Source organism: Tenacibaculum profundi (assembly GCF_052050075.1).
Lineage (GTDB): Bacteria > Bacteroidota > Bacteroidia > Flavobacteriales > Flavobacteriaceae > Polaribacter.
In genome coordinates, this window is sequence record NZ_CP197225.1 from 883,041 (window position 1) to 903,603 (window position 20,563).

The following is a 20,563-nucleotide window of genomic DNA, read 5'->3' on the forward strand; positions in this document are numbered from 1 at the left end:
GGATTAAATCTGAATTTCTAAAATGATGGGGATAATATTTCTCAAGTGTTAACTCGATTTTTTTTTTACTTGTGACAGTACATCATCCATCATTTCTTTTGTAAAACCAATTTCATCTAGTCTATTTTCAATTTCAGTTAATGTGTTTGAGTTTATGTTTGTAAACACCTTTTTATCAATGCTTTTAACTAAAATTGCTAACGCTTTGTTTCTTGGAGTATATTCATTCAGACAGTTAAATACATTTTGTCTGTTATTTTTAAGCTCTTTGATTGCTTCTGATTTCATATCACTTTCCAAAAAACGAATAGCCTTCTGCATTCTTCTGTCATAATCAGTAATTGAGCTACCTACCTCATTATCTATCATCAAATATTTATTAAATGATTGATACCTTTTTATAGATAAGTTTTCAGGGCTATCATAAAATTTTACAGTATGTTTTCCTACCTTAATTTCCATAGCTGAAAAGTAGAGTTATTAGTTTTTTTTGCTCTCTAAAAAGAACACACAAAACACATTTTGTATATTTGGAATAATTCTTAAACAAGAAACTTATGTATATTAGATATTTACTTTTTTTTATTTTACTTTTTTCAACAATAAGCTCCTATTCTCAAAAAAAAGAAAGAGTTAAATTAAAAGGAGTTGAAATGCAGAATGATTACCATAATAAAATATCATGGGTTTTATCAAAGAAGGTAGCGTTAAACAGCAGAGATTTCATCTATTTTGGAAGCCCTATTCAAAGTTATTTAAGGCTTTATTATGGGATCAAAGAAGTAGATGGAAAACCATACATCACGTCGCTTAAATTAGGAAATTCATTTTTTAGTGATGAGTGGGTGTTTTTTGATGAAATCAGCTATTTAATTGGGACTAGAAAAGAAATTAAAGAATGGAAAGGAGTTAATTTTAAAGTTACTGCATCAGGGGAAAAAGATTCAGGTGTTAGAATTTCCGAAGTATCAACCGTCAATGTTTATGGTGAAGCAGAAAAATTTATTAAGTATATTCTTGAAAATGAAGCTAAACCAATGTCTATCAGATATGATGATCTTGATAGTAATAAAAACGCACAAATAGATGTTCCCAAAAAAGTAGTTGGGAAATTAAAAAAACATTTTAAGGCTTTAATTGATAGTTACAATAAAATGAATGAAGTTTACAAATTAGATAATTCTTTTTAAAATGGCTGAATTCTGCAAGGACTGTGCAAATAGATTAGGTATGAGACCTGATAGTAAACCATTACTTTGTGAAGGATGTGGTAAATACTTTGAAAAAAAGTCTTTTTGGTCATTCCTTTTTAACAATAAAAAAGCCCTCAATGAAGAGGGCTCTAATCAAGTTATTCATTAGTGTATTAATCAAACGAACTGTACTTGATTTAATTCTTTAGCAAATTCATGCAATTTGCTTTCTATTTTTTTTGCTGTTTTTTCACTTGGTTTTCTATATCCTTGCACATATTGACTTAACTGACTTTGATTTACTCCAGTAATACGTTCCAATGCTGCATAACTAAACATTTTTGAATAATATTCTAAAAAAGAAGGTAAATCATATTTATACTGAAATTCTAAATCAGGAAACTCCTTTTTTTCGTCTTTAAACAACTCTTCCATATCCTCTTTAGAAACCATCATATCCTCTATAGCCTCATTTACTGTATCACCAGTTCCTAATAACATAAAATCTAATTTATCACTCGATACACGAGCATCGTAAGTTCCATCAACTCCTTTTTCTAATATAACTGTTACTTTCATAATTTAGTTTTTAAGGGGGTTATAATTTAACCCCCGATTGTTTGCTAATGTCTTTTAACGTGCCTTTTTTAACTTCTTGGCTTTCATGCCTACCAGTTGGAAATGTATTTCCTGTAATAGGACTAAACCATAAAGGGTGACGTTTACCCTCTCGTTTAACATAACAGCCAGCTTTTTTCAGCTTTCTGTGTAACTCCGAATATTTCATAATGAACGTTTGATTAATACACTACAAATATAATGCTATTAATATTAATAGCAAAATAAATTGATATGTATTTTTAAAAAAGACTATTTTTTAAGAATATTACTCATTGCAGCTACCATTATAGGAGTGAAAATATCAATCCAGGTTATCTGAAAAAATAGTATTGAAATTAGTACAGGGATTATCGCTAAATGATGTTCAAAACAAAATGCACATTCTGAAACCTCGTGTAAAAATCTTGATCGCCACTTCATAGACAAAACACCTATTTTTTCCTGAAGAGAGTATTTTATAGCAATAACTTTAAAGCCCCAAAAAACTAAAAATATAAAGATGTATTTTTCCATTAGTGATATACTTTAGAATTTGATATTTCTGATTCAATATGCCAACTGGTATCAATACCTTGACTTAACTCATAAGTGATATACCCTCCTGATTTAACTGTAATTGCTGTAACCACTCTTTTTAATTGATCCTCATCAGTTAATAAGAAAACTACTTCGCCTATCCTGTATTTATTATCAACTACCATCATTGTAATTTATTTAAGAGGTCAGTTTTTTGTTGATCGGACAATGCATTAAATATTGTGTCATTTGAAAAATCAAGAGTAGGAAGTAACAATTGCAGCACTTCATTTTGACTAATATTATTGACAATCGCATTATTTCTGTCAAGGTTGATAGGGCAATCTTCTTGTAACATTATTTTACAGTTAAATCGAAAACCACTATAGGGCGCCATTAAATAATTTTCAGTTTCCTCAAGACTAAATTCTCTGTAAATTTCCTGAAACTCTCTAACTACAGTATCTATCTTTAACTGATACCATACACCATTCATTTTTCTAGTTAGTACTTCTCTAACATCACGGATTAAGTGTTGGGTGAATTTTTCAGTCTCTAATAGTTTATCATTAATTTTTTGAAGATTTACCCAAAAGACAATTCCTAAATCATAACTCAAGTAGTTAAAATCATTTTGTGTAAAGTCATTATCTTCTTTACCTATTACAAAAAAGCACATCCCTTTTTTGTCATTGTCAGGAGTAACACGGTGATAGTCATATTTTTTAGCACCCTTTTTACCAATATACACTTCAGGGAAATATAAATACTTACCATCTTTACGCTCGATATGCCTGTATGATCTCGCATAGGCGTGTGATAACCAAGATAAATTGGTATCTAATTTGGCTTGAATGTCTTGAACAACAGCATCAATTTCTATTGGCTGTGTTTCAACTGGTATATTAGGATTTTGTAAAGTGACCATTTACTGCATTTTTTAGTTCCTCTATTAAATATTTATCTACGAAATCTTGTAAGTACTGTTTTTGAATCCCAAGCATTTCTTTACCATACCTTCTAATAACGTGTTCCCCATAATCAATATCTGAAGTGATTTTAAATTGACCATCCTCAGCTACAATTTGAATACTAGCGTGAAATTTACCAGTAAAGTGAGTATCTACATATTGTACTTGTAAACCCGCTTTTATACGTACTCTCTTGTACGGATTTGAATATCCTTTTTTTGGTAATTTATAATCTAGTTTTTTGCCTAAACTATTTTCACCTTTCTCATCTAACTGATTAACAATGTTGTAATTCTTGATAACGAAACCATATTTTGTAACAGCATTTTTTACTGTCTCATCAATTACTTTTGGTAATCGATCAATAATTTTTATTTCATCATCAAATACTCCCATTATGCTACTCCATATTTTACACGATTCTTTTTAGTGCATGGTAAACAAGTCTTTGATAGATTATCTGTGTCAATATTAACTGCTTTTACAGCTCTACTCAATTGAGTTACAATATTGACATAGTTGGTATCTTTATCACCCTCTAAATCTCTTATAATTAAGTGCTTTAAATTCTCCTCAATATGATTTATTTGCTGTGAGAACTTAATGTCACGTAGTATCAAATGTGTTACTTTTAATCCCAGTGCATTTTTTAAAAGCATTTTATTGTCGCATAAAAAACTAGTTAAATCACACTTTGCAGAAATATTGAGATTGATACCGAAATTATTGTCATAAACAGAAAAACTACTTTCTAAATCAAACATTTTTCTATCAGTGTCTAATGATGCGCTTGGAACATAAATAGGTTGTACACTTACATATTTTTTAATAGCATTCCATCTATGTAAATCAATACCACCATTACAAGAACCACAAAAACCAGTTCTCCAGTTTAATTTTTTATACTGGAGTGCTTGACCTGAAATATCATCTTGATAATACCCAACTATCCAATGACCTTCTGACATGTCATCATTCTCAAAACTCAAATCAATACTGTCATTAATCCAAGCCCACTGCATACCTTGAGTAGAGTTGAGTGTAATTGTTTTAACAGGATCTACTTTTGTGCTGTGATAGATATAGATTTTTAAATCATTTTGGACCTGTGTGAATTGAAAGCCTAAACGGTTTATTATTGCTTTAAACCCAATATCACTATTTGTTTTGATTTTTAAACCTACAAACCTACTTTCATTTAATATTACGTCATTAGCCCATCCGTGACCATTTATAATTGTACCATTTGCTAATAACTCTTTTGAGAATTCAGTTATTTTTTTTTCTGTAAAGATTTGATTACCTAATTGTGTAATACCTACTTTTATTTTTTCATTTAGATATTCATTGAGTTCTCTATTTTCAGGAAGTGATGTAGAAATTAAATCTAATCGTAATGCTGGATGATAATCTTGATAGAACTCACCACTTTCAGATTCATTTAATCCTGCATTTAGGGCCGGTATTTCATTTTCATCATAATGATTTTTCCAACCAAGAATATTTTTTAGGCAATTTTGAAGTTTAGTTGTATCAAACATAGTATAAAGGTTTAAAAAAAGCCCACGCTCGAACTACGATAGTGGACTTTTTAAGAATTAGCAATAAGGTAATTATGACAAGAACTCAAACTTTTTAATTCCTCCAGCTACATTAGCAGGGTCACTATTGTAAGGTGTCAATAAGCAAACATCTAATGATAATTGCCATCTCTCAACTTTTGTAGCTTGTAAATGCTCTAATCCTTGAACATTTGATACATCCTCACAAGTAGACTTGTATTGTACACCAACATCTAAACCTAAACGATTTAAACGCTCTACACTCCATTCAGTACCATCAGTAGTTGTATTTCCTGATCTTGCATCTGCATTAATTCTAGTTAATAGACCTAATGAACCGTGAGGCATAGCAAATCCAGTTGCTAAAACACCACCACCATCTACAACTCTGTTAGAGAATGTAAATGTTTTGTCATTAAACTGATAATTCAATGTCTCATCATTAGAATTACCTTGATTAATGTAGTGACGTACTGAAGGCATTAAATTTGTAGACCCTACAATTACATGCTCCATTAAATCAAAATCATCTGCAATTTGTACTGCATCTAAATCATTAAAAAATAATTCTTGTTGTGCAGCAGCTACTTGAACTGCATCACCAACTAAAGGATACTTTGATCCTATTAATGTTGAATTATAGATTGTAGATTTTTCAGTATCTAACTTTGAAAAGATGTTATTTTCAATAGATTTACCAAAAGAACGTTCAATACGTCTCAATTTTCTATCAAAATCCTCAAAATATGAGATTTCATTTTTTCTGTGCTGTTCTTTAATCATGTGTAAGTTAGCCACCATAGTAAGCCAAGTTACATCTACTAATTCAGATTCATTATCTAAATCTCCAATAGTACATGATCTAACTGCCGTAATGTTTACATCTCCTGTATCTTTCATTACAGGGATTTTAAATACTCTTCCTTCTGAATCGTTTGCTTTTGTCTCAACATCCTGAGAAACAATAGATTCAGGGTGATTGGTCATTGCTTGGATAGCTCTTAATAATCCAAGTTGTGTACCTCGCCACTCTTGATTGTCTAGGCGATTAGGGTACATTGCTCTTAATTCTTGCTTGTAAGTTGCAAATAAACTCATGTGTTTCGTTTTTTAAAAGTTATTGTAATGGTAATTTTGAAACATCATACTCAGCATAAGCACCATCTACAAGTTGATTCCAATCAGCAGAATTTCTTTCAATTCCTTGAGCTGTTAAAGCCTTTGCGGCTGTTTTATTGAACTCTAATTTTGTACTGAAGGCACTACTGTCTAGTACTAACTTCTTTTTGGCTTTGTCCCCTTCGCCAACAGTGACTATATTCCCCTTTTTTTCAGCAGGCGCACCACCACCACCTTGTTCAGGTTTTTTGATGACACTTGCTAATTTTGTTTCCCAGTATTCTTTTGCAGTCATGGGTTTATATTGAGAGTTAAGCATTGGATTTCCATCCTCATTATGCAAAACGACTTTTCCGTCTACTATTTTAGCATTCTTTATTACAGAATTGCTGTGTAATTGCTTCATAGCATCAACAGCCTCTTGTGGTATGCTAAATTCTAACCCTGTTAAACCTGAATTTAAAAAACCACTAACCTGGCTCTGTAATTGTTCAGTTTTTAACGTGTTAATTTGATTTTCAAACTCTGATCTTTCAGTATCCCATTTAGACACCGCTTCATTATGTGTCTTTTTCCAGTACTCATTTTGACCTCCTTCAGCTTTTAATGTCTCAATTTGCTTTTCAAGCTCCTTGATTTTGCCTTCTTTATCACCGCCTTTTGATTCTTTTAGCTTTTTCAACTCACTCATTTTTTGTTTAATGAACTCGTAAGTTTTAACATCATTAGGTCTACTTTCTCCTAACGAACCTAAAATATCATTATCTAAATCAGAATAGACTTTTGCTATTCTTGGCTTAATTTCTTGCTCAAAATGAGCGTTTGCATGATTCGTCAGTAACTCTTTACCTTCATCAGTTGTTTGAATGTGCGCTATAACCCCTGTTAACGCTCCTTTGTCTTTAGATATAAAATCTAGTACTTCTTGTAATATCATAATTCCCCTTTATGAGTTTTTAAATTATTTTTTATCAGCTTCGTTTGGCTTTTCTGTTGTTTTTGGAGGTTTAGCATCCTCTGTTTTTTTTGCATCAGTTTTTACAGGCTCTTTAGCTTTTAATTCAGCTTCTTTTTTAGCAATTTCAGCTTCACGTTTTTTTAGATCAGCTTCTTTTTGTGCTAATGTTTTTTCCTTTTTAGACAAATCATCATCTTTTTTAGGTGCTTTCTCTAAATCCTCAATTGTAGGATCGTGAATAATGTGAACATCTGTATATCCTAATTTTGCAAACTGAGCTTTACTAACCTCAAAACTTTTTTGATTGAATTTTTTATGCTGCACCTTGAATTCAAACTTCTTTTTTACATTGTCAGCTATTGATTTAACAATAACGACATGATAAAGATGTCTTTCAGATTCATTAATTTGTTTAGGAAATAAACTATTCGGTACTTCCTTCAGTTGCTTTTGAACTATCTCCAGTTTGTTTGGTTTTAATGTACTCATCGCTGTATTTATTTAAAATTTCTTTTATTTTTTGAAGTCTTTTATGTAACTCTAAATCTTTACCAAATTCTACTAATGGTGTGTTTTCAATCTCAAACCGATTAAGAAAACTAATTAACCTACCTTTTAAGAAAAACTCTTGTTCGGTAATTAATCCTAAATTCATTTTCTCTAATGCTTCAGATACTGATTCGTGTGGTAACGGATCAAGTAATTTTATCAGTTCAAGTTTGGTTATCTTACTAGGATTACCCTTGTATTTAGTGGCTATGAGTTGTTCATAAATCATATCTACTTCCTCTATTGGTAAACCTATTTTTTTAGCATTTTCATACTTTTCCTGTAATTCTAATTCTGATAACAAATAAAATTCTGTTCCAAAATTTGCGTTTACTTTAACATCAGTTTTTGCTCCTGATTGTAATTTTGCTACAGTTTGAACAATCCATTTATACAACTCATCAAAGTTTGATTTGATTTTTAAAAGCACATTTTCTCTACTTTCAAAACTCCCTTTAACTTGCATTTCATTGATTGCTTCCTTATTTAGAACACTATCAATACCAACTGTTTTTAATTTGATATTTTTCTCAAGATCATTCAAGTCAGTTTTGGTAAATTCTAAACTGGTAGTATCAGGTGAGATCATTCTAAATACACCAGCACTATCAGGATCATCTTTGGTTTGTTTAGCAGGAATGTCTATTACAACACCTGGCCCTAAAAGTTCTTTTTTAGAACATGCAGGACAATCAATGTATTTAGTTCCGTGTTTTTCTACATCACCCTCATAATAGGTGTGACTTTCTTCAATAACACCACTATGACACCCCTCTACATCACAAATATCTTCTACACGTTCAATTATTGGGAATGCGCCATAATGTTTTACATAGAAATTGTAAACATCAAATAATTGCCACTCTTTAATTTTACTTAAAGTACTAGTAAATGGAATCTTTCTATTAAACTCATCTTTAGAGTTGAATTTATCACTGATAAACATTCTAGCAGGACAAACACCTGCATTATGAGGTATGTTAATCTCCTCTTTATACTTACCATCATCAACAATAAAAACTCTGTAGGCCTGTTCATCATAAAAAGCCACTCGTTTTATTGTTTTTCCATCATCTAATATTTCTATAGAGTGAGTAAAAGCAATATAATTTAGCGTAGAATCAGTATTAATACTGCAATCAATAATTCTATCATTTTCAATAGATAATAAATATGGATTACCATCTTTATCTTTATCGATTACAACTACAGTATTTGGTTTATTCTTTAAAACTTCCTTTCCTTTTTCCTCAATCCATTTAACAGGATTAATTCTAGCAATAGAGGTTTTAAGTTTATCACCACCATTTGATTTAGTTAATTCAAAGTCAAAGAACGTATTTCGAGCATCAAAAACTTTATACAAGTCTGTTAGTATGCTCTCTGTTATATCTACTGATGAAAGTGGATAAGAAATATATTGCTTAATCCTTTTACTTCTTTCAGCAGAAAATATGTTGTCTAAAAAACTTGTTACCTCTTTCCAGCCAGCCTCATTCTTGAGGTCATCAAGATATTTTGGTTCTGTAAATACTCTTAAACGGCTTTCATATTTTTTACCTTCATTTATCTCCTTCTTGAGTTTCGGATTTTCGAGTATTTGTTTTATTTGTCTTTCTGATAATTTCATTGTCTTTTAGCTCATATTTGCCATCTGCGATTATCCAATCTTTACTGTTTCTGCGTAATAGAGCAAGTGCATGATCTTGTTTAAAATCAAACACTTTTTTATCTCTTACTCTTTTTAATTTTATAGTTTCCATTTTAATCAGCTAAAGAGAATGGATTGAAATCTTCAGGAGATACCAATACAATATCTTCACTCCATCTAGGGGCTAATGCAAATTGAATATCATTTGAATCCTTTGTGCCAAACCCTTCATTTCTTCTGTCTTTAATACCAAATGAATATGGTTGAATGTCTATTGGAAAATGATCGTCACCAATCTTTCTACACAATATTTTACCTTCATTAGTGATTCCGTAAAAACCTAAATTTGATTTACAAGTAATCTTCCTGATCGCTTTTTCTTGTTCAGGAGTTCCGCTTTTTAAAAGTGCTGTTACTGTAGAAGGATTTTGACCAGTAATTTCTTCAACTCCATTTAAAGTTGTGTTATCACCACCACCTTCAGTTATAAAATCTCCTGGCTCTATTTTAACATCTCGAAGATTTGGTGTTACTATTACTTTTGTTTTATCAGTAGCTGCAATCAAAACATCCCAATCTGCTTTTTTTGTTATATCTACTGTGCCATTTTTCCATTTGTAGGGAGTTTCCTGAAGAATAAGTCTTTGAAGTTGCTTTATATCCCAAGGGCAATTACTATTTGGGATAGCTCCTAAAATACCTACATCAGGACAATTACATAAATCCATATTTCTAAAGTTTTTAAATTCTACTTTTATTGAATTCAAACTTATAGAGATAATTGAACAGCTTATTTTAAAAAGAACATTTAAAACACATTTAGTATTGAGAGTATTTTGTTTTACGTTTTTTGGTAGTTAGTTTCTTAAAAGCGTATCTACCAGCATCAATTGTATGGTTGTAATCATCAATAGGAATTTTAGCTTTTTTATCTGACCAAACATAATTGTTAAACTCCTCTTTGATATTAGAACTTTCAGTAGTAACGATATGTTCATAATCTTGCATTGAGATTAATCCCTCTCTAACACCATTAGGAGGTGTTGAGTACGGTATCAGATTTAAACCTTTCTTTCTCAATTCAACACAAAGTCTATCTTCGTGACCATCAGCCATAATTAGATTCTTTCTGCCAGCTACTTCTAAATCGTGTTCGTATATTTTGTCTGTTGTGAGGTGTGGTTTGTATAAATACTCCTCCCAATACACTTTTTTACGTTTTGTGTCTACTGCAATTTTAACTAGAGTAGTAGGGTCATTGCTAAATCCGAAGTCCTGACCATAGCAATATGGTAAACTTGTATCGAAATCTCCTTCAGTATAGGTTAAAATAACACCTTCTGCCTGACTAGCCCATCTACCAATGATTTTATAAGCGTATTTTGATGAGTTAAATAGTTTTTTTCTTAATAGCTCTCTTTTTTTCGGATCTTTCTCATCTTTTGAACCATCATTAGCCCTTTTGATTGCTTTTTGTTTAAGTTCAGCGAGATCATTTAAAAAATCCCCATCAACATTATCTAAATTATCTAAATATGTAGTGTGAATATGCTCAACTTGTGGGTGTGTGCTAATCTGAACATCGACACCATCAACTTTTACAATTTTATGAGTGTCTTTTATGTATTTTTGATAAACCCAGTGATTAGCATCAGTTGGATTCATTATGATAACAATACGGTTTTTTACACCTTTGGTACGTATTGACAATCGGAGTTTGTCATAATCATCCTCATTTACCCATTCTTCGGCTTCATCAACTACAAATGTCGTAAGCCCTTGTATAGATTTTAGTTTTGCAGTTTGATTTCCTTGAGATGTTTTGATTCCTCTAAACATCAATTTACTACCTGAAGCACTATTGATAATGTCTTTTTTAGTAGATTTAAAATATTTTGATGTGCCTTCTAAATCAATTTTTTCCTGAAATTCAGGAATAATTGATAATTCAGCAGAATTCATTGTAAACCTTGTAAACAAGATTTTATGACCTTTCTCAAAAGTTAACCGTTGTAAAAATGTAGATGCATTAAATGATTTTGCACCACCGCGTCCTCCAGTAAGTAATATTATTCTCTTATCTGTAGTATAGAGTTTATCATAAACAGATTGTGTTTGTATCATACCACATACTCTAATTCAAATTTTTTACCCTTTTTAGTTAATTGGAATACGTGTACACCTACCTGATCTAATCCAAAACAATTTAAAAAATGATCTACTAAATCAACACTGGAGAACCTTAACAATTTGCAAGTAGACATTCTGTTAAGTTTGAAACTATCAATCTCATTATCTTTAACTACAAATGCCTTTCTAGTTTTATAGTTGAACGAAAACATTATACCGTCACCAGCCTGCACATCTAATAAATCACAAGTCATATAAGACAATGTGAAATTATTGTTTATTGTGTACATCTTGATTGTCGGCTTTTCTTTAACCCTATTTTTTCTATTCCGTCTCACTATTACTATTGACATCAGTTTTATTGTTATTGCTTATCCATTGTTCTATTGGTATGTTTACACTTCCCTCAAGTTCTACAGATTTCTTATCTGCTAAACCTAAATCACGCGCTATTATGTTAGGGTTTAAAAACCCTGATGCTGCACCCTCGAACTTTTGATTGTAAATTATTTGCCTTATACGTGTTGTGACTTGTAAAAAATCTTTATCCTTTGAGTAGTTATCAAAGGTTTTTACGCATATTTCTAAAAAATTACATAGTCCATGAATTGTAAAAGGTCTCATCTTACTTAAATGTGCAATTGAGTATGGATGAGTGATTTTCTTTTCAACTTTTTTAGGGTTTCCTTCTTCGTCTTTAATTTCAACCTCAATATATTCAGTCCAAGCCTTATTTACAATTTGCTCCTCTTTTAAAGGATTATTTTGACACCAGTTGAAATATCTATTAGCACCTCTCAACAAAGTTTCAGGCGTGTATTTTTTATCTCTACCGTCTTTACCTCTAATTTTCCAATGTTGATTTCCTTTTGATGCTCCCATGTCTATAGTATTATAATTAGTAGAAATATTAAAAATATTGCTGCTCCGATTAAACATGCTAGATTATCTCCTATTTCTATATAATGTTTGTGTTTTATCTTTTGCTTGTTTTTTGCCATTTTACTAATTATCAACCTCTAATTCTAATGGGTAATTTCTTGATGTTATTGTTACTACACTCATTGTTTAATTTCTTTAGCCCTACTATCTGATTAATTACTTTAGAAATACTGTTTCCAATATTTCTTGTGGATATGTTTTTACTCTTCCAAAACGAGGGACAGGAATCGATGATAACTCAATATTCCTTTCCCTACATATCTTGGAAGCCTCTTTACCTAATTTTTTAGCAAACTCTAAATTAATCTGCTTTCCTAATAATGATGCATAACCTACTATTGTAAAGAAGTTAGGATCTGTCTCGTTTTTCTCCTTAAGCACCTTTATTTCTTCTTTAATCTCTGATACATCTTGTTCAATTACTTCCTGCTTTTTCTTTAAATCAATACTGTTTTGAGCAATTTGGATTACTAATTCCATTGGGTCGGCAATTCTATTTGTAGAATTATATTTCTGTTCAACCTCTAAAAAATAATTCCTTGCTCTTTCTCCCTGTTCTGTTCTAGCTAACATTGATAGCTTCTTTGCAAAGTCAATAGATAGCGCAAAGTTTCTTGTTCTCCCACTTAGGGGGAGTTCTGTATAATCTTCTTTTTCAAAAGCAAAAGGATTTTTTAGAATATTCTTTTTATACCATTTCGACCAATGTTGTATTGCAAACCCTAAAAACTCGTAAAGTTCCCTTGCAGAAACAACTTGCTTTCCATTCTCGTTTTTTATTTCAATTAAGTTTTTCATTCTGAAAGTTTAAATATTGTTAATTGAAGGCTGTTTTATATACAGCAGTAAATCATTAACAGTCATCTTTTTAATAAATGCTGTTTTGTGTTCTGATGTTTTACCATTGAACTCAATTATTGATTTTCTACCTTGTATTTCTATTTTTAGATTACTCATATCTTGCAATCTGATTAAGCATATACTCTTTATCAAATTTTACATTGTTCCTCTCTAAAAAATGCATGTGCTTTCTAAAAAGCATTGATTTGAAGTGTTGTTTTTCGCCTAAATAATCGTGATCCTTACGGTTTAAAGCCATTAGATTTTCTATTCGATCTAATTTCTTACTTCCGCCCATACCACGCCTTTGAATATGGTGTATATCAACCACGCCTACAAAACCTGTAAGTTCACATTCTTGACGGTTTTCATAAGGGTCTAACCCTAGAGCATCAAAATAAATTTTAATATGTTGCTTCAAATCTCTCTACATTAGAGAAGGCTGTTGAAATCTGTTGAAGGCTGAAAAATTGTGATAGAATTATCACTGAAGTCTGAAGTGTAAATATACTAAAATTATTTACTTTTATACCTTTAATGTTATTGGTAATTGTATTGGTTTTTGAGTAGGATGTATTCTGTCAGGTTCATTTCTTTCCTTTACATTTGATCCGACCCAAGACTTGAAAAACTTCCTAACTGGTTTTTTAAATGAAGTCCATGCTAACTCAGCATCTGCAAAATCATTTTCTCCAGTACCTTTATCCCATATTAACCAACAACTAGTGTCGTATGGCATCCTGCTTATAAAATGATTAGCTCCCCAAACAACTTGATTTTTTGATACTCTGAACAATTCTGTGAAATATTCTATTCCAGGTGCTGAATTATCCCAATCATCTTTTCCTCTATAAACTTTACGTTTACCATTTCCTAACTGCATTTTATTAACTCCAATTCCATAAGGAGGATCAACTATTGCTAAATCGAAATATTTGTCAGGGTAATGTTTCAGGCTCTGAACACAATCCATATTGTAAACTTCACTTATTAGTGTACTCATTATATTGCTTTCTTTAAAGTTGAATTATTTTGGTTGAATGGTAGATATTTAAAAATGTGTTCAATTATGGGTAAAGTCCAGCCATCTCCTAATAAACTTGCTGCCTTGTTTCTTGATAATATATTTAAATAATCATCTGGAAACCCTTGTAATCGACATAACTCAATTTTTGTAAATGACCTTATCTCTTCTCCATTGAAAAGCCAATTATCTTTATCAACTAAAGTTATTGTGTTGCTTTTTTGTGTTTTATTAACTTCATACTGTTGAACATAATTTCCTCTACCATTCCCTCTTCCTCTTTGTGCAACACAGTAAACCACATTTCCAAAACCAGTAGTTTTATATCTTCTTAATAATTTTTTCATGTCAGTATTTAATCTACTTTCACTTTCTAAAATTGCCCTTGCTTTGTCTCTATCAACAAATCCGTTTTCAATAATATCTTTAAGAAAAATACCTCTATCTTTAGGTTGTGGTATATCTGTAACCAAATCAAACATTGTTTGTCTTGTTCGCATATTTGACCAATAATATCTATCTCTTTGTTGAGCTGTAACTAATTCAGAATTGATCCTACACGGATAAATACCCATTGCTCTACTCATTATTCCAATATCTTTTTTGGATGCACTCCCAACATTTTCCTGGAAGAAAATAATATTAGAATTAACCTTTTTAATGTGCTCAAGGATTTCGATAAACCTCCAAAATAAGCCACTATTATCTCCGTAAATTCCTTTTCGCTTTCCGGCACCACTTAAATCCTTACAAGGAGACCCACTTAAAAGTAAATCAATACTACTCCAATCTATATCCCATTCTTTCCAGTTATTTACATCTCCTAGTTGAATAGTTTTAGGGAAATGGTATTGTGTTAATTCAATAGCAAAAGATTTTATCTCACTTGAGTAATAATTACCTACAGGAATACCAATATTTACAAGTGCCTGATGCCCGGTACTCATTCCATTAAAAAGCGATAATACATTTATTGGCTTCATATTTCTTTTTTAAATCCGTTTGAGTAAAAACCAACTTGATATGCTTGAATCTTCCAACCTTTTGATTTGGCTTGTTTCATCATCTTTTTGTATTCTGCATAAGTGGTTTCTTTTCTCATTACTACTTCAATTATTGTTTGATCTGATAACATTACTTTTTCTTGCTAGCCTTTTCTTTTTTTAACAATTCCTTAAAATGGTCTATCAATGCCAACCTTTTGCATTCGTTTTCTATCTGAATTTTAGTAGGCTTTCTCATGCTTTTTCCTTTTAAGACATCAAGAGCACGGATAACATTATTCTGCTTTGGTTTTAAATTTTTAAGTGCTAACTCTTTTATTTTTGCTCTGTACTGATCTGTAGGCTTGATAATCCCTTTTTTAAATAAATAATCATACAAGTAGCTTACAGCTATAGGAATGGTTTTAGATTCTTTATACTCCTCATACATTCTTTGTACACCCTGTTCTAAAATTGTTTTCTTTTCCTCTTCAGTAAACTTTTTCTCTTCCAGTTTTTTTGCTGTAATTGGAATATTATTGTTGAATCTTGTTTTTTGTAACCAGTCTCTGTATTTATTTAAAATTGTACTGACATAATCTGCATCAAACAATTGAAAATGTTGAGTTTTATCATCATAAACACCATATCTCTCAAGTTTAAAAGCATAATCTATTTCCTCCAGTGATAACCCTTTAAATCTCATTAATATCATTTCGCCTATATCACTTTTGTTTATTTGGCTTATTGGCTCTTTTATACCTGCTAGATTTGAAATCTTTGTAAATAACATTGAAAACCCCTCACCAATAGATTTTTTATCTAAATCTCTAATCTTTACTAACTCAACAGATTTTCTAGCAAAGGCAACCTCACTCAACTTCCCAACCTTGGCTATTGCTAATGATAGTTTCTCTTGTTTGACGGTTAATTTTTGGTTCTCGCTCTGTTGACTGTGTGTTATTGCTTGATTGTTTTCCATTGCTTATAATTTCATCTTTCCAAGATTGGTTGTTTAAAAATGTTTCAGGGTTCTTTCTGTATTGTTTGTCAGGTTGTGCTTGTTTGTATTTTGGGATGTAGTCTAAAATCTCTTCTTTTGTTTTTTGAGAAAGTTTATTCCACTTCTTTTTTATTTTTTCTTTACTACCGACTTTTTTATCATACTCATTCCAAAAATCATCAAATGTTGGGTAGACATTTTCTTCGATTTTTGATTTTTCGATTTTACCTTTTTCTTTTTCCTCTACATCTTCTTCTACTTCTACTATTACTTTTACTTCTACTATGGGGCTAGTTAGCCCCTGATTTTCTTTTAGATATTTAATGAGGTTTGTGTCAATGTTTTTTATAATTTCTTTGTCTTTAGTTTTAGTTCCTTTGACAATTAAATTTTGTAAAAAAGGGTGTTTTTCAACAAATCTAAAATTCGTCTCAAACACTCTTAAAGCGTTTATATGATAGGAGTTGAAGGGATTTAAAGGGAGCATTTTTTGGTGCTTCAAAAAATTCTTTAAGTAAATTTTATCCCCATTTTGAATGTCTGAATCAGCCCCTAACAAGCCCCTACGTAGCCCCTTGATAGCCCCTAAAATTTCATCCTTACTAACACCTAAATGAAACTGAATGTGTCGTAGTGAAACTTCATAAAATCCTGCATTATCTACATGGTCAATCAGGTAATAAAAAAGTAATTTCTCTACTGCTTCTAAATCAACAAACCAAGAATCATTATATTTTTCAGTATTAGTTAATCTTTTAGCCATTGGTATTTTTAGTCTTTAATAAGTTATTATTGATGTATTCTAACTCTAGTTCTGTTAATTTGTGTGATCTAAAAAGTGTATTATCAACTATCTTTATTTCTACCTGAATACCATCCTCTCTAAAAATGAAAAAGGTATTAGGCTTCATAAAACTTGGCGATATGACAATACTTTGATCCATTTAAACGACCTTTTTTATATTTTCAAGTATGTTATTGTCAAATCTTTTTTTCTCACCATTACGCTCAATTTCATTCAATTCCATGATGTAATAAACCTCTACCTTGTCTTTAGGTTCTATACCCTCTAGGAGTGAATAAAACTCTCTACGTACTTGAAATCGACATGGTTTTTCACGATTTTCAGGTAATAAGATCAAGTCCATTCGTTCCGTATCAGGAAGCCCTTTCTTTTTTCTTGATACCTTAACTTTTTCTATTAGTAATACTGTTCCTTCTGTTGATGTCATTGCTAATTCTATGCTTTTTAAAGGGGGTTTTCTCCCCCTGATGATTATTGTATTATACCTCCAGTATTGCTATGTCAGGAGCTATTTCACGTATCTTATCTATTTGTTCATTTAATAATTGGCTCTTTACCTCATTTATTAAATCTTTAGCATCAGGAGATATAAGCGCACAAGCAAAGCTGTTACCGTTTATATTTATCTCTACTTTAAATGTTTGAGCTGGCTGTCCTTTGAAAATTGGAACAGTAATATCAAATGATTCAGGGATATTACTTTGTACTACTTGATCTTTTAAAAGGCGTGTATTTCCTCTATCATTATCTGATGCTTCAATCTGTTTATTAACCTTTGCTTTAAAGTTTTTTAATTCAGATACTAGTTTCATTGCAGTGTTTTTGTCACTGAAGAAAAAGCGATTCATCTTTATAAAGTCAGCTAACTCAAAAGTGTCTCTAGTAGAACCGTCATTAATACCAAAATTGATAAAGTCAGGGTTTGGTTTTAATTCTCCAGTAATAACATCTTGATAAGCATTCTTTTCATCGACAACTAGATTTAAAGCACCACTTGAATGATTTACAATAACATGACATTTCTTTTGCTCTACAACATCAATACGCTTTGTTAAATACTCATAAGGAGCATTAATAAGTCCTGCAATTTGTACTTTTTCAGGCTCTAATCTAGGTAATGCATCACCTTGAAGAATTTCTAGGGTTTCAGTACCCTCTTTTATGTGTACGTTTACTTCTTTCATAATTAATCGCTTGTTCCAGTTTGTGAATTATTACCTATTATTCTTAATTGCCTTTCATCTTGCATTAGCAATCTTTCATAGACAAGTACTCCTTGTGAATTGTAGTACCCCATTTTGCCCTCATCTTGTTCATCTAATAAGAATACTGTTTCGGTTACCTCCTCAATTCCTGATCTAATTTTAGAAATTTGAGTTTTCATTTCTTCTTTTACAGGCTTGGTTTCAGACTTGTGTATCTCTTTAGCCTCCTGTAATTTTTTGTCTGCTATTTCAACTGTAATAGCATGTTGTGTAAAATTGTGCTTTTCCAATTCTAACTCCTCATTTGAAAGCTGTTTTGGATAAGTAAAAGTTTCAGTTTTTACACATGTATCCTTGAGAATCTGAATTCGTTCTTTTGGATTATCTGTTTGTAAAATTTGTTGTTCCATTACTTTTGGATTATGTTATTAAATAGAAGGCTGTTTGTATTTTTATGCTAACTGAATTTTATCAAGAATTTTAGTTAATGAGTTTATTTGCTTATTAATTTTATCAAGTTGCTTTTTGATTAATTCTTTAGTTAAAATGCTTAAACCAGTGTTGTAATCATTAACTAGATTGTCTTTTTGCTCTCTTAACTGAACAAAATGAGCGTTGATTAAATCAATGCGTTCATCTATATTTTTGACAGCTCGATACAAGGTGTTATTCTTGTTAGTCCATCGGTTTTTTTTACTTCCTTGCTCCACGATCAGGAAACTTTTTTTAAGTCCTGTTACTCTACCAGTTATCTCATTAATAGGGATCAAATATTTTTCAGATATTTCACAAGAAGTACACGGTGCATTCTCCTTTATTAACTGGAATATTAATTGCTCTTTTTTTGAAAGGCTCTCAATGATTGATACATAAGCATCATTTCTGTTTTTTATTGATGTTTCCATTTTTACTCGTGTTTTACTTCTACGTCTATTTCAGGTACTGGTATAGTGTAATTAAACATGCTATAAGCTAATTGACGGCATGCCTCTTGGTAATTCTCTTGATCTACTGTTGTGTTTTCTGTTGTGCTTTTAGGTCTCGTTATAGGTCTACCAGTTTGCTTGTTAAAAAATATTTCTCCAGTTTCAGTATCTACATACTCTTCATAATTAAGGTTCGTTTTCAAAAACTCGTGCATTGTATCACTTGACCATATTTCACCCCATTCTGTTTTAATAATATTCATCCAATGTTCTATAATCACACCCCAGTAATACCTATTCTGTTTGTTAGTACGCTTCTTGTAAAACCTCTCAACTGTTACTTTAATTTGTTTTCCCTCAAATGATTGTATAGCATCATTTACAATTTGCCTGTGTTCAGATATTTTACCATTCAAAACAGATGTCTTTACTGATATTTTGCGTGGATTAGACATTGGTAATAGATTTTAATTGTTTGTCTCTATACTTAATAGCTTGTATTAAACGACCTTTTAATTTTTGAATATCTTCATCATTACGACTGATTTTAAGGACTTTTAATTGTTTATTGTCATCCTTATATCTTGGATCGTAACTAATGAAATACCAATATTTTCTATTAGTTACATACATTGAACCTTGAATTTGCCAGTAGTAGTTTTTACATTCTTTTTTAAACTGATCTTGATTTTTTAACTTTAAATATGAAAAGTGTGTTTTTGAATTCGGACATTTTGTTTCAATACCTCCATCTGTACTGATTAAACCATCAGGTGTACATCCTATGTTATCTCCTAATGTTTGAAATTCTTGATTTTCACCGTAATTATAGACTTCAACACCTATATCTTCCATGAATTTCTCAACAGCATCTTTTTCATTTAAGTTTCCCCAGTCCATAGAAGCATTAGTGTATGATTCCTCATCTCTTACTGTGAGTATTTCAATGGCTTTATCTATTGCGTAAGTTTCTGCACCTTTAGGAAATGTGTCTTTATCTTCATACCCCATTAATCTATGAAACTCTGAAGCTGTAAACTTTCCTCTACGACTTTCTAACCAAGCATTTATTTTCTCCTGGCTTTCTGATTTAAGATTGCTAAGGGATTCAAAATCCAACCCCTTAGCATCCTTTTCTATTTCTGCTAGAAAATCCATTACCCTAGAATTTCTGTGTCAAAAATCATTGTACTTCCTTCAGAACTTTTATTGTTCTTTTTACCTCTGTAGGTTATTTGTACTGGAGTTTTTATTGGTCTACTTTGAACAGCTTCAACTAAAGTCATTGAGCCATTTATAAAGCATTCTTTTTCAGTTACAAATACACCACATTTAACAAGCTCCCCTTTATCGTTAGGAATATCTTTTAACCCCATATAAAATGCTCTGATAGGTTTGTCTTTTAAAACCGCCCAATCATCAGCAGTTTTGTATTTTAAATTCAAACTGAATTTAGGTTCTAAACTTTTTAACTTTCCAAGACTTTCTGTGTCAGGAATCATAAAAGTCACTTCAGTACCACTTACTTCTTTAATGTCATTACTCATAATAATTGTATTTAATGT

At 31.1% G+C, this 20,563-nt stretch carries 35 protein-coding genes; 2 read left to right on the forward strand and 33 right to left on the reverse strand.

Annotation, left to right across the window (positions count from 1 at the left end; translation table 11 throughout):
* Positions 1-48: 48 nt before the first annotated feature.
* Positions 49-462 (reverse strand): hypothetical protein, encoded by a 414-nt coding sequence (locus tag ACSIGE_RS03495; protein ID WP_440881405.1) that lies wholly within the window; start codon positions 460-462, stop codon positions 49-51.
* Between the two features lie 95 nt (positions 463-557).
* Between ACSIGE_RS03495 and ACSIGE_RS03500 the strand changes: the two genes are divergently transcribed.
* Positions 558-1,190, forward strand: coding sequence for a hypothetical protein (locus ACSIGE_RS03500; RefSeq protein WP_440881406.1), 633 nt, complete (start codon positions 558-560; stop codon positions 1,188-1,190).
* A gap of 1 nt (position 1,191) precedes the next feature.
* Complete coding sequence (locus ACSIGE_RS03505; RefSeq protein WP_440881407.1) at positions 1,192-1,362, forward strand: hypothetical protein; 171 nt, start codon at positions 1,192-1,194, stop codon at positions 1,360-1,362.
* An 8-nt stretch (positions 1,363-1,370) separates the two neighbouring features.
* On the opposite strand, the gene ACSIGE_RS03510 is transcribed toward ACSIGE_RS03505, so the two are convergent.
* The 32 genes from ACSIGE_RS03510 to ACSIGE_RS03665 form a co-directional block, all read right to left on the reverse strand.
* A complete protein-coding gene (locus tag ACSIGE_RS03510) occupies positions 1,371-1,772 on the reverse strand; it encodes a helix-turn-helix domain-containing protein (protein WP_440881408.1) in 402 nt (133 codons plus the stop codon).
* Positions 1,773-1,791: 19 nt separating this feature from the next.
* A complete protein-coding gene (locus tag ACSIGE_RS03515) occupies positions 1,792-1,980 on the reverse strand; it encodes a type II toxin-antitoxin system HicA family toxin (protein ID WP_440881409.1) in 189 nt (62 codons plus the stop codon).
* Between the two features lie 83 nt (positions 1,981-2,063).
* Entirely contained in the window at positions 2,064-2,327 is a 264-nt protein-coding gene (locus tag ACSIGE_RS03520) for a hypothetical protein (RefSeq protein WP_440881410.1), read from the reverse strand.
* A complete protein-coding gene (locus ACSIGE_RS03525; RefSeq protein WP_440881411.1) occupies positions 2,327-2,518 on the reverse strand; it encodes a hypothetical protein in 192 nt (63 codons plus the stop codon). The genes ACSIGE_RS03520 and ACSIGE_RS03525 overlap by 1 nt, the downstream gene beginning before the upstream one ends.
* A complete protein-coding gene (locus tag ACSIGE_RS03530) occupies positions 2,515-3,258 on the reverse strand; it encodes a hypothetical protein (RefSeq protein WP_440881412.1) in 744 nt (247 codons plus the stop codon). Before ACSIGE_RS03530 ends, ACSIGE_RS03525 begins: the two co-directional genes overlap by 4 nt.
* On the reverse strand, positions 3,236-3,697 hold the full coding sequence (locus tag ACSIGE_RS03535) for a hypothetical protein (protein ID WP_440881413.1): 462 nt from the start codon (positions 3,695-3,697) through the stop codon (positions 3,236-3,238). Before ACSIGE_RS03535 ends, ACSIGE_RS03530 begins: the two co-directional genes overlap by 23 nt.
* Entirely contained in the window at positions 3,697-4,842 is a 1,146-nt protein-coding gene (locus ACSIGE_RS03540) for a hypothetical protein (RefSeq protein ID WP_440881414.1), read from the reverse strand. The genes ACSIGE_RS03535 and ACSIGE_RS03540 overlap by 1 nt, the downstream gene beginning before the upstream one ends.
* Positions 4,843-4,914: 72 nt before the next feature.
* Positions 4,915-5,961, reverse strand: a complete 1,047-nt coding sequence (locus tag ACSIGE_RS03545; RefSeq protein WP_440881415.1) for a hypothetical protein — start codon at positions 5,959-5,961, stop codon at positions 4,915-4,917.
* Positions 5,962-5,980: 19 nt separating this feature from the next.
* Positions 5,981-6,919: a hypothetical protein gene (locus tag ACSIGE_RS03550; protein WP_440881416.1), complete on the reverse strand. Its 939-nt coding sequence runs from the start codon at positions 6,917-6,919 to the stop codon at positions 5,981-5,983.
* A 24-nt stretch (positions 6,920-6,943) separates the two neighbouring features.
* Positions 6,944-7,429 (reverse strand): hypothetical protein, encoded by a 486-nt coding sequence (locus ACSIGE_RS03555; RefSeq protein WP_440881417.1) that lies wholly within the window; start codon positions 7,427-7,429, stop codon positions 6,944-6,946.
* A complete protein-coding gene (locus tag ACSIGE_RS03560; protein ID WP_440881418.1) occupies positions 7,365-9,119 on the reverse strand; it encodes a hypothetical protein in 1,755 nt (584 codons plus the stop codon). The genes ACSIGE_RS03555 and ACSIGE_RS03560 overlap by 65 nt, the downstream gene beginning before the upstream one ends.
* On the reverse strand, positions 9,052-9,252 hold the full coding sequence (locus tag ACSIGE_RS03565; RefSeq protein ID WP_440881419.1) for a hypothetical protein: 201 nt from the start codon (positions 9,250-9,252) through the stop codon (positions 9,052-9,054). Before ACSIGE_RS03565 ends, ACSIGE_RS03560 begins: the two co-directional genes overlap by 68 nt.
* A gap of 1 nt (position 9,253) precedes the next feature.
* Positions 9,254-9,868: a hypothetical protein gene (locus ACSIGE_RS03570; protein WP_440881420.1), complete on the reverse strand. Its 615-nt coding sequence runs from the start codon at positions 9,866-9,868 to the stop codon at positions 9,254-9,256.
* 91 nt (positions 9,869-9,959) lie between these two features.
* On the reverse strand, positions 9,960-11,264 hold the full coding sequence (locus ACSIGE_RS03575) for a PBSX family phage terminase large subunit (RefSeq protein WP_440881421.1): 1,305 nt from the start codon (positions 11,262-11,264) through the stop codon (positions 9,960-9,962).
* Positions 11,261-11,560, reverse strand: a complete 300-nt coding sequence (locus ACSIGE_RS03580; protein ID WP_271677568.1) for a hypothetical protein — start codon at positions 11,558-11,560, stop codon at positions 11,261-11,263. The genes ACSIGE_RS03575 and ACSIGE_RS03580 overlap by 4 nt, the downstream gene beginning before the upstream one ends.
* A gap of 34 nt (positions 11,561-11,594) precedes the next feature.
* The gene (locus ACSIGE_RS03585) at positions 11,595-12,152 is read right to left on the reverse strand and encodes a terminase small subunit (RefSeq protein WP_440881422.1); all 558 of its coding nucleotides are present in this window, start codon (positions 12,150-12,152) and stop codon (positions 11,595-11,597) included.
* Positions 12,153-12,368: 216 nt separating this feature from the next.
* Positions 12,369-13,010, reverse strand: coding sequence for an antA/AntB antirepressor family protein (locus ACSIGE_RS03590; protein ID WP_440881423.1), 642 nt, complete (start codon positions 13,008-13,010; stop codon positions 12,369-12,371).
* A gap of 9 nt (positions 13,011-13,019) precedes the next feature.
* Entirely contained in the window at positions 13,020-13,169 is a 150-nt protein-coding gene (locus ACSIGE_RS03595; protein ID WP_440881424.1) for a hypothetical protein, read from the reverse strand.
* A complete protein-coding gene (locus ACSIGE_RS03600; protein WP_440881425.1) occupies positions 13,162-13,473 on the reverse strand; it encodes a hypothetical protein in 312 nt (103 codons plus the stop codon). The genes ACSIGE_RS03595 and ACSIGE_RS03600 overlap by 8 nt, the downstream gene beginning before the upstream one ends.
* A gap of 105 nt (positions 13,474-13,578) precedes the next feature.
* Positions 13,579-14,055 carry a hypothetical protein gene (locus ACSIGE_RS03605; RefSeq protein WP_440881426.1) on the reverse strand — a complete coding sequence of 159 codons (477 nt, stop codon included), beginning with the start codon at positions 14,053-14,055 and terminating at the stop codon, positions 13,579-13,581.
* Positions 14,055-15,059, reverse strand: coding sequence for a DNA cytosine methyltransferase (locus tag ACSIGE_RS03610; protein WP_440881427.1), 1,005 nt, complete (start codon positions 15,057-15,059; stop codon positions 14,055-14,057). The genes ACSIGE_RS03605 and ACSIGE_RS03610 overlap by 1 nt, the downstream gene beginning before the upstream one ends.
* A complete protein-coding gene (locus tag ACSIGE_RS03615; RefSeq protein WP_440881428.1) occupies positions 15,056-15,211 on the reverse strand; it encodes a hypothetical protein in 156 nt (51 codons plus the stop codon). Before ACSIGE_RS03615 ends, ACSIGE_RS03610 begins: the two co-directional genes overlap by 4 nt.
* Positions 15,211-15,939 carry a hypothetical protein gene (locus ACSIGE_RS03620; protein WP_271677552.1) on the reverse strand — a complete coding sequence of 243 codons (729 nt, stop codon included), beginning with the start codon at positions 15,937-15,939 and terminating at the stop codon, positions 15,211-15,213. The genes ACSIGE_RS03615 and ACSIGE_RS03620 overlap by 1 nt, the downstream gene beginning before the upstream one ends.
* A complete protein-coding gene (locus tag ACSIGE_RS03625) occupies positions 15,932-16,825 on the reverse strand; it encodes a hypothetical protein (protein ID WP_271677551.1) in 894 nt (297 codons plus the stop codon). The genes ACSIGE_RS03620 and ACSIGE_RS03625 overlap by 8 nt, the downstream gene beginning before the upstream one ends.
* Positions 16,818-17,006 (reverse strand): hypothetical protein, encoded by a 189-nt coding sequence (locus ACSIGE_RS03630; RefSeq protein WP_440881429.1) that lies wholly within the window; start codon positions 17,004-17,006, stop codon positions 16,818-16,820. Before ACSIGE_RS03630 ends, ACSIGE_RS03625 begins: the two co-directional genes overlap by 8 nt.
* A complete protein-coding gene (locus tag ACSIGE_RS03635) occupies positions 17,007-17,294 on the reverse strand; it encodes a hypothetical protein (protein WP_440881430.1) in 288 nt (95 codons plus the stop codon).
* A gap of 52 nt (positions 17,295-17,346) precedes the next feature.
* Positions 17,347-18,051: a hypothetical protein gene (locus ACSIGE_RS03640; RefSeq protein ID WP_440881431.1), complete on the reverse strand. Its 705-nt coding sequence runs from the start codon at positions 18,049-18,051 to the stop codon at positions 17,347-17,349.
* A gap of 2 nt (positions 18,052-18,053) precedes the next feature.
* The gene (locus ACSIGE_RS03645; RefSeq protein WP_440881432.1) at positions 18,054-18,482 is read right to left on the reverse strand and encodes a hypothetical protein; all 429 of its coding nucleotides are present in this window, start codon (positions 18,480-18,482) and stop codon (positions 18,054-18,056) included.
* A gap of 42 nt (positions 18,483-18,524) precedes the next feature.
* Complete coding sequence (locus ACSIGE_RS03650) at positions 18,525-18,977, reverse strand: hypothetical protein (RefSeq protein ID WP_440881433.1); 453 nt, start codon at positions 18,975-18,977, stop codon at positions 18,525-18,527.
* A 2-nt stretch (positions 18,978-18,979) separates the two neighbouring features.
* Positions 18,980-19,453 carry a hypothetical protein gene (locus tag ACSIGE_RS03655; protein WP_440881434.1) on the reverse strand — a complete coding sequence of 158 codons (474 nt, stop codon included), beginning with the start codon at positions 19,451-19,453 and terminating at the stop codon, positions 18,980-18,982.
* Entirely contained in the window at positions 19,446-20,156 is a 711-nt protein-coding gene (locus tag ACSIGE_RS03660) for a lambda exonuclease family protein (RefSeq protein WP_440881435.1), read from the reverse strand. The genes ACSIGE_RS03655 and ACSIGE_RS03660 overlap by 8 nt, the downstream gene beginning before the upstream one ends.
* On the reverse strand, positions 20,156-20,545 hold the full coding sequence (locus tag ACSIGE_RS03665) for a hypothetical protein (protein ID WP_440881436.1): 390 nt from the start codon (positions 20,543-20,545) through the stop codon (positions 20,156-20,158). Before ACSIGE_RS03665 ends, ACSIGE_RS03660 begins: the two co-directional genes overlap by 1 nt.
* Between the last annotated feature and the right edge of the window lie 18 nt (positions 20,546-20,563).

Bases quoted from the DNA above. Each gene is read 5' to 3' on its own strand.
- ACSIGE_RS03535 (WP_440881413.1), bottom strand. From the start codon at position 3,697: ATGGGAGTATTTGATGATGAAATAAAAATTATTGATCGATTACCAAAA.
- ACSIGE_RS03530 (WP_440881412.1), bottom strand. From the start codon at position 3,258: ATGGTCACTTTACAAAATCCTAATATACCAGTTGAAACACAGCCAATA.
- ACSIGE_RS03545 (WP_440881415.1), bottom strand. From the start codon at position 5,961: ATGAGTTTATTTGCAACTTACAAGCAAGAATTAAGAGCAATGTACCCT.
- ACSIGE_RS03630 (WP_440881429.1), bottom strand. From the start codon at position 17,006: ATGGATCAAAGTATTGTCATATCGCCAAGTTTTATGAAGCCTAATACC.
- ACSIGE_RS03565 (WP_440881419.1), bottom strand. From the start codon at position 9,252: ATGGAAACTATAAAATTAAAAAGAGTAAGAGATAAAAAAGTGTTTGAT.
- ACSIGE_RS03640 (WP_440881431.1), bottom strand. From the start codon at position 18,051: ATGAAAGAAGTAAACGTACACATAAAAGAGGGTACTGAAACCCTAGAA.
- ACSIGE_RS03570 (WP_440881420.1), bottom strand. From the start codon at position 9,868: ATGGATTTATGTAATTGTCCTGATGTAGGTATTTTAGGAGCTATCCCA.
- ACSIGE_RS03650 (WP_440881433.1), bottom strand. From the start codon at position 18,977: ATGGAAACATCAATAAAAAACAGAAATGATGCTTATGTATCAATCATT.
- ACSIGE_RS03595 (WP_440881424.1), bottom strand. From the start codon at position 13,169: ATGAGTAATCTAAAAATAGAAATACAAGGTAGAAAATCAATAATTGAG.
- ACSIGE_RS03500 (WP_440881406.1), top strand. From the start codon at position 558: ATGTATATTAGATATTTACTTTTTTTTATTTTACTTTTTTCAACAATA.
- ACSIGE_RS03635 (WP_440881430.1), bottom strand. From the start codon at position 17,294: ATGACATCAACAGAAGGAACAGTATTACTAATAGAAAAAGTTAAGGTA.
- ACSIGE_RS03495 (WP_440881405.1), bottom strand. From the start codon at position 462: ATGGAAATTAAGGTAGGAAAACATACTGTAAAATTTTATGATAGCCCT.
- ACSIGE_RS03610 (WP_440881427.1), bottom strand. From the start codon at position 15,059: ATGAAGCCAATAAATGTATTATCGCTTTTTAATGGAATGAGTACCGGG.
- ACSIGE_RS03515 (WP_440881409.1), bottom strand. From the start codon at position 1,980: ATGAAATATTCGGAGTTACACAGAAAGCTGAAAAAAGCTGGCTGTTAT.
- ACSIGE_RS03580 (WP_271677568.1), bottom strand. From the start codon at position 11,560: ATGTACACAATAAACAATAATTTCACATTGTCTTATATGACTTGTGAT.
- ACSIGE_RS03655 (WP_440881434.1), bottom strand. From the start codon at position 19,453: ATGTCTAATCCACGCAAAATATCAGTAAAGACATCTGTTTTGAATGGT.
- ACSIGE_RS03575 (WP_440881421.1), bottom strand. From the start codon at position 11,264: ATGATACAAACACAATCTGTTTATGATAAACTCTATACTACAGATAAG.
- ACSIGE_RS03555 (WP_440881417.1), bottom strand. From the start codon at position 7,429: ATGAGTACATTAAAACCAAACAAACTGGAGATAGTTCAAAAGCAACTG.
- ACSIGE_RS03660 (WP_440881435.1), bottom strand. From the start codon at position 20,156: ATGGATTTTCTAGCAGAAATAGAAAAGGATGCTAAGGGGTTGGATTTT.
- ACSIGE_RS03665 (WP_440881436.1), bottom strand. From the start codon at position 20,545: ATGAGTAATGACATTAAAGAAGTAAGTGGTACTGAAGTGACTTTTATG.
- ACSIGE_RS03585 (WP_440881422.1), bottom strand. From the start codon at position 12,152: ATGGGAGCATCAAAAGGAAATCAACATTGGAAAATTAGAGGTAAAGAC.
- ACSIGE_RS03590 (WP_440881423.1), bottom strand. From the start codon at position 13,010: ATGAAAAACTTAATTGAAATAAAAAACGAGAATGGAAAGCAAGTTGTT.
- ACSIGE_RS03560 (WP_440881418.1), bottom strand. From the start codon at position 9,119: ATGAAATTATCAGAAAGACAAATAAAACAAATACTCGAAAATCCGAAA.
- ACSIGE_RS03510 (WP_440881408.1), bottom strand. From the start codon at position 1,772: ATGAAAGTAACAGTTATATTAGAAAAAGGAGTTGATGGAACTTACGAT.
- ACSIGE_RS03605 (WP_440881426.1), bottom strand. From the start codon at position 14,055: ATGAGTACACTAATAAGTGAAGTTTACAATATGGATTGTGTTCAGAGC.
- ACSIGE_RS03505 (WP_440881407.1), top strand. From the start codon at position 1,192: ATGGCTGAATTCTGCAAGGACTGTGCAAATAGATTAGGTATGAGACCT.
- ACSIGE_RS03550 (WP_440881416.1), bottom strand. From the start codon at position 6,919: ATGATATTACAAGAAGTACTAGATTTTATATCTAAAGACAAAGGAGCG.
- ACSIGE_RS03540 (WP_440881414.1), bottom strand. From the start codon at position 4,842: ATGTTTGATACAACTAAACTTCAAAATTGCCTAAAAAATATTCTTGGT.
- ACSIGE_RS03615 (WP_440881428.1), bottom strand. From the start codon at position 15,211: ATGTTATCAGATCAAACAATAATTGAAGTAGTAATGAGAAAAGAAACC.
- ACSIGE_RS03625 (WP_271677551.1), bottom strand. From the start codon at position 16,825: ATGGCTAAAAGATTAACTAATACTGAAAAATATAATGATTCTTGGTTT.
- ACSIGE_RS03645 (WP_440881432.1), bottom strand. From the start codon at position 18,482: ATGGAACAACAAATTTTACAAACAGATAATCCAAAAGAACGAATTCAG.
- ACSIGE_RS03525 (WP_440881411.1), bottom strand. From the start codon at position 2,518: ATGATGGTAGTTGATAATAAATACAGGATAGGCGAAGTAGTTTTCTTA.
- ACSIGE_RS03520 (WP_440881410.1), bottom strand. From the start codon at position 2,327: ATGGAAAAATACATCTTTATATTTTTAGTTTTTTGGGGCTTTAAAGTT.